General features: G+C 53.5%; 2 protein-coding genes. Both read right to left on the minus strand.

Annotated elements, in window-relative coordinates:
• Positions 1–90: 90 nt before the first annotated feature.
• Positions 91–2,505 carry a 3-hydroxyacyl-CoA dehydrogenase/enoyl-CoA hydratase family protein gene (locus BUE76_RS07360; protein ID WP_073040375.1) on the minus strand — a complete coding sequence of 805 codons (2,415 nt, stop codon included), beginning with the start codon at positions 2,503–2,505 and terminating at the stop codon, positions 91–93.
• 158 nt (positions 2,506–2,663) lie between these two features.
• Complete coding sequence (locus tag BUE76_RS07365; protein ID WP_143157208.1) at positions 2,664–6,539, minus strand: hypothetical protein; 3,876 nt, start codon at positions 6,537–6,539, stop codon at positions 2,664–2,666.
• Positions 6,540–6,837: the final 298 nt, after the last annotated feature.

Here is a 6,837-nt window from a genome sequence, read left to right on the forward strand (position 1 = left end):
GCCGAGAACGAGGTTCGCGGCTTTACTATTTATAACAGAACTGTTTCTATACAGCGCATGTTGCAATTGCATGCAACGAACTAGATGGCATCAATTGCGCACCGGCTTGCCACCTTTCAGCACACTCTGTATCCGCTCCAGGGTTTTGCGTTCGCCGCACAGCGACAGGAATGCTTCCCTTTCCAGGTCGAGCAGGTATTGTTCGCTCACCAGCGTGGGTTCGCTCAGGTCGCCGCCACACATTACATAGGCCAGCTTGCGGGCAACCAATGCGTCGTGGTCGGTGGCATAGCCCGCTGTGTGCATGCCATGGATACCCGAGTACAAAGTACCCAAGGCAGTACGGCCCAGCACTTTTACATCCCTGCGTTGCACCGGCATTACATAACCGCTTTCCTGCAACTCTACTACCGAACGCTTGGCTTCTGCCACACGGCGGTTTTGGTTCATCACTACTTCATCCAACCCTTTACGGTAGATGCCGAGTCCATAGGCCTCGTGCGCCGAGGTAGCCACCTTGGCGGTGGCAATGGTGAGAAAGCGGTTCTTGAGCGTGATGGTTTCTGGTTCGTCTTCGTGCATTTCATCGGAGGAGCGCAGCACGAACTCCTTGGTGCCACCACCACCGGGAATCAGGCCTACACCCAGTTCTACCAACCCGGTATAGGTTTCGGCAGCTGCGCAAACCTTGTCTGCATGGAGGCTCATTTCGCAGGCGCCACCCAGTGCCAGGGCATGCGGCGCCACCACTACGGGCACCGAGGAGTAGCGCACCCGCATCATAGTGTTCTGGAACATCCGGATGGCCATATCCAGTTCGTCGTATTCCTGCTCGATGGCCAGCATAAAGATCATCCCCACGTTGGCTCCCGCGCTGAAGTTGGGACCTTCGTTGGCAATCACCAGCCCACGGTAGTTTTTCTCCGCCAGTTCAATGGCCTTGCCGATGCCGCTGAGCACATCGCCGCCAATGGAATTCATCTTGGTGTTCCACTGCAATCCCAGCACCTCGTCGCCTAGGTCCACCACGGTGCAGCTGCCGTTTTTCCAAACAGGTGCCGATGCAAAGTTGGCAATGGAAATAAAGTCGGCACCACCCGGTACGGGTTTATAGGTTTTTGCCGCAGGATCGTAGGATAGCTTGCGGCCATTTTCAAAATGGTAAAAAGTTTTGTGGCCACCAGCGATCATTTCATCCACCCAGGGGGCAACGCTGTAGCCGGCTTCCTTCATGGCTTTTACGGTGCGTTCCACACCCAGCACATCCCAGCTTTCAAAAGCGCCGATCTCCCAGCCAAAGCCGGCCATCATGGCGTCATCGATGCGGTAGGGCTCGTCCGAAATTTCGGGGATGCGGTGGGAAATGTAGGAGAACAGGCCATAGTGAAACTGGCGGTAAAACTCGCCCGCCTTGTCACCGGCAGCCACCAGCATTTTCAGCCTTTGCTTCAGGTCGTCGATGGGTTTGGCGGCATCTACCGAACTGAACTTCGGCTTTTGGCGCGGGCCATATTCCATGGTGTTCAGGTCCAGGGTAAGGATCTCCTTTTCGCCGCCACCAGCCCCCTCCCGGCCTCCCCCGGTGGGGGAGGAGTTCCGCACCTTTCTAAAAAAGCCCTGACCGGTTTTATCACCCAGCCAGTTGCTGGCAACCATCTTGTCGAGCCATCCGGGGATGCGGAAACTGTCGCGGGCTTCATCCTGCGGGCAGCTTTCGTATACGCCTTTGGCAACCTTCACCAGGGTATCTATTCCCACTACATCGGCAGTGCGGAAGGTGGCAGATTTGGGTCGGCCGATAATGGGACCAGTAAGGCTGTCCACTTCGTCAATGGTCAATCCCATTTTTTCAATCAGGCCAAAGATGGCCATGATGCCATACACGCCGATGCGGTTGGCTATAAATGCGGGTGTGTCCTTGGCCAGTACGGTTGTTTTACCCAAAAAGCGATCACCATAATCCATCAGAAAATCCACGATGGCAGGATCCGTTTCCGGTGTGGGAATGATCTCCAAAAGGCGCAAGTAACGCGGCGGGTTGAAGAAGTGGGTACCGCAAAAATGTTTCTTGAAATCATCACTGCGGCCTTCGTTCAGCAGGTGGATGGGAATACCCGAAGTGTTGGACGTAATGAGGGTGCCGGGTTTGCGTACGGCATCCACTTTTTCGAACAACTGCTTTTTGATATCCAGCCGTTCCACTACCACTTCAATCACCCAGTCGGCAGTAGCAATATCTTTCAGGTTATCGTCGAAGTTGCCGGTGGTGATGCGTTTCACCACGTCTTTGTGGTAAACAGGCGAGGGGTTGCTTTTGATGGCGGCCTGCAGGGCGTCGTTGACAATCTTGTTGCGCAGGGCTTTGTTGTCGCTGTCTTTGGCATCGGCAGGAACAATATCGAGCAGCAATACGGGCAACCCGATCCCGGCAAAATGGCAAGCAATACGCGACCCCATAACACCGCTGCCCAGAACAGCTATTTTACGGATGGTTCGTTTGGTCATAACAAATTAGTTAGTTATGCAACTATTTTGATGAAGATAGGAGAAATGGCGGAATGTGGCAATGTGAATTTGATCAAACAAAAGGTGGGACGGAAGGCTGATTGGGGTCCTGGAAATTAAGTTTGCAACACCAGGTAGCAGGAGAATGGGCACGCCGCTTACTCCTTTTCCTTCACCAATGCCTCTATCCTTTGCTCGTTGCGGAAATGGGGCAACTCCAGGCGTTCGAGGTCTTTCTTGTACTGCTTCAGGATCCTTTTATTGCTTTTTACACCCACCCCCGAAACAATACCGCTCATGGTCATTTTGACCAGGTAGTTGAACACGGAACGGTCGCGGAGGCGCTCAACATACATGAGGCTCTTGCGGCCTTTGTTGTTGGTGCGGATTACGAGGTTGTTGGCCAGGAAGCTGGCAACGGCTAGCAGTACCTTGGGTGTTTTGCTTTCGCCAAACTGCACCAGTTTTACTTTTAGGTCGCGGTAAAAAAGGTGCATTTCACCCAGCGCCAGGTGTTCGCGGCCAAGGGCATTGAGGTAGAGCGAATCGACGGTGCCCGAAACAATATTTACCGAAGACAGGGGCGCCACCACGGGGTTCAGAAAGGAAAGCGAAGTGGGGCGCATCTTTAACTGCATCACAAAACCCGCAAGGGTATCGGCATAACTTTCCCTAAGTTGCATACTCACTTTTGCCGAATCCAACAGCAGTGCCTCCATGGCTATGTACAGCGAATCGTTTTGCGTAATGTTGCGGTTGCGGATATTTTCAATGGTGGCGTTGAGGTTGGTGAGGGTAATGATGCCTTCCTCGTTGGTGCGGGGGTTGAGTTCGGTATACACCACGATGCCGTCCAGCAACTGTACCTGGCCAATCTGCAGGTGCATGGCGATCTGCTGCAGTTTGTTGGTAGGTAAAGGCTTATTTACCCCGCCTTTGAAAGGTGGTCTTTTATCGCGGTAGAGTGTAATTACCGGTCTTTGTACGGTAACTTTTTTAGCTCCCAAGAACTGTTCCTGCTCAAAGCGGGTGCGATCGAATCCGGTTAGTTGTACCTGTCCTGATTGGAAGGTGATATAATCAGCCTGGTAGGGATGGGTAGCAATAAAATACTCCCGGGTAACAGCAGGCTGGATGTTGAATGAGTCGAGCGACAAAGTGTTATTCAGGGCATCGTAATGGGCCCTTTCCCAGTACATAACAGAGGTGCTGTCGCGGTAGGTGCCCGTGCCTGTGCGCAGCCATAGTTTGGGGTACTGCCACAGCTCCTGTAAGCTGTTTTCGGTTTGTGGTATCAGCAGGTTGCCCGCCGATGCCGAAGCTATGTTGAGTTTCGCCCCCTTCTTGCCTAATGCAATACTGGTAGGCTGTTGCAACAGTATGGAATCCACAGTTCCGCTCCAGCGGGGTTTGCCATCCACCAGGCCTCTTTTCAGCTGGGAAACTTCCAGGTGGAGGCTTCCTTTTTCAGTACCCAAATTCCTCCCATCATGGGTTTGGTATACCACCGGGCCGGTTTGCAGCAACAATTTTTCCAACGAAAGGTTTGTGCTTTCTGTACTAAAATTGCGCAGCTCAATCCGGCCATTGGCAATGGATTGTACCCGGAGGTAAGAGGCTGAGTCTTTTTTGTATAAACTAAGATCGGCCGACGGTCGCAGGATCACTACGGAACCAATATGCAGCGGTGTTGTTTTTCTGTCCTTTGGTGCCGGTGGTTGGCCTGCAGACAGTCTTTTGCGCCAAACCAACTGGGGGTGCTCCACGGTTACCTGCTCCATACGCCATTGCTGGCGGAGTAAGGATTCCAACAGGGCAATACCACTTACCGATGCCGTTTGCAGGTTCAGGGTGTCGCCATCCGTTTGTTTTTTCAGGCTTACCTGGTCCAGTTTAAAAGCACCATCCTGCCGGTAGTGCAGGCTTTGGGCGGCAATTTGTTGGGGACCCAGATGAATATTTAACGCGCCTGTTTGCAGTGCCAGCCCAGCTACCTGCACCGGTTTGCCACCGCCTTGTTGAATGCGGTCGGCGGAAAGCTTGTGCACCAGCACAGAAATACGTTTGTCCCCACGCGTGAGCAGCAGGCTGGTGTTTGCGCCCTGCAAACCTTCCAGGCTGATGGTGCCTGGATCGTTATTATTGTTTGGGGCAGCGGGTACCAGTTGCATCCGCAGCGATCCTTTTTGCCAGCGCAGGCCTTTCAGTGCAATGCTGTTGGCTTCACGGTCTACCAGTGCATCGGCGAGGGCTACCTGTTGTAGGGTGGCATCCAGGTTCTTGTTGTTGATGTGTAGGCTGCCTGCCAGCAAGCCTTCCTGCTCCTGGTAACGAACATCCTGTAGTTGGATGGCGGCATTGGGTTGAACGATGGTACCGCTGGTGAATTGGAGTTGCCGCACGCTGTTTTTAATACCCGTTGTACTGCGCGCCTGCAGCAGCGAAGGGGTACGTAGCACCAGGCTGGCGCCATTAAGGCGGATATCGGTGCGGCTATTGGGCACTAGGTGCAGGTTGCCGTTGCGCACATGTACTTCTTCGAGGCTCAGGAGGTCGCCAGCCGTTTCCAGTATTTCAAACAAGGACTGCCGGTTGCGCGGACGCTTGAATTTAAGCGCCCTGAAATAGATATCCGGGTTCACCATGTAGGCATTGCGTGCCTGCAGCCGGTCTTCAAAAATGAGTGCGTACCAGTTGAGGTCCTGCAGTTCGAAATAGGGAATGGTATACCTCCGTTCGTTGTGGAGGTTGTTGCGGCCTGGGAGGGTTTCGGCGGCAAATTGCCGCAGCACAATCCGGTCGTTTTTGAACTGGATACTATCAAAGCGGAAACGGGTACTGCTGTCTTCGTTGTACAGTTCGTAGCCCCGTACCATCATATCGAAAGCTGCCACGCTGAAGGGCTGGATGCTGTCTGCATTGATGTGGAGGCCCCGCAAGGAAAAATCATCGTGCCGCGTATTGCTGATCGTACGCTTCTTGTTGCCGTTGAAGTTGAGTTGAAAACCGGCATCTCGTACCCCAATAAAACCCAGGTCGAGGCTGGCACCCATGTCGGAAAGCAGGTTGCGAAACGATTGCTGGGGCATGGCCTTGGTGCGGACCTTCGCCCGCACCGAATCTTTTTGCACTACCAGCCGGAACATGGGGCTGGTGCAAAATACCGAATCAGCCTTGATGGTATTGAGCCGGTACAGGGCATCGAAGTCCATACCACTCAGCAGGAGCTTTTTAAAATAAAAAACAAACTGCGACTGCCCCGTCTTGCCGCCAACAGTGGCGATGGTGCAGCTATCCAACTGCAACCTTTGGCCAAACTGTTCCAGTTCCACTCTTTTGAAGGAAAGCCGGTGTTTGCCATCGGGCAGGTTGAGGCTTTGTGCCGGTATGTGGAGCCTTGCATTTTGGGCAAAGGTTTTCCGCCCGTCAGTACGCCGCTGTCCACCGGGATATTGCAAATCGAAATCAACATGGCGCAGCCGCACCGGAGGCAGGTTGGGGTTGATGCGGTCGTTGAGCACCATGCCTGCATTGCGGATGATGATGCGTTTGAGCTGCAGGCCATCCAGCGCATCGAGCAGCGACTGGTACAGGCGGCCCAGTTCAGAGGGCAGCGATACCTGGTCGCGGCTGCGGAGCAGGTCGGGGTCTTTGCGCCAGCGATAAATGGTGATCTCGGGGCTGTTTACTTCCACGGAATCGAGCAGGAGCCTGTGTTCCAGCAGCAGGGGCCAAAAAGACTGGATGTGGAGGGTGAGCTTGTCGAGCCGGATGTTGTAAGTGGCCGGGTTGGAGCTGCTGTCGAGGGAGCGCAGCGAACCTTTACGCACTTCAATAAAGCCGGTGAACAGGTTGTAGGAAAAACCTTTTGCCTCTAGCTGCAGCTTGCCGCCCGACTGATCGCTGACCACCGACTCGAGGTAGCGGGCAGCATTGCGGCTAAACCAAAAGTGGAGTATCCCCGCCAGTGCCAACATCACCAATATGATGAGAGCTGTTATGCGTAGCCTTTTGGAACTGAAGGAGAAAGCCATGCTAATGGGACAGTAGTTTGCGGGTGATTGCTGCAAAGACCTTACTTAAAAAGCAAACCCTGCAACCTAACTGTAAAATAGGGATTATAGGTTATCTGGGGCGTTAAAGGTGGGGAGCGGACGATGGACCATGGACGATGGACCATGGTCTGGCCCCACAACTTAAATGTAACGTGGGTTCTGGATCGCCCATTGAAATTATTTACTTATGGTGCGGCAGGCTGGCCCAGTAGGAGCCATATATTGGTAGCAAAACAATCTCATGGAATTCACCGGCTCCTTTAGGAGCCGAACCTAT

It is taken from the genome of Cnuella takakiae (genome assembly GCF_001953305.1).
GTDB classification, from domain to species: Bacteria; Bacteroidota; Bacteroidia; order Chitinophagales; family Chitinophagaceae; genus Flavisolibacter; species Flavisolibacter takakiae.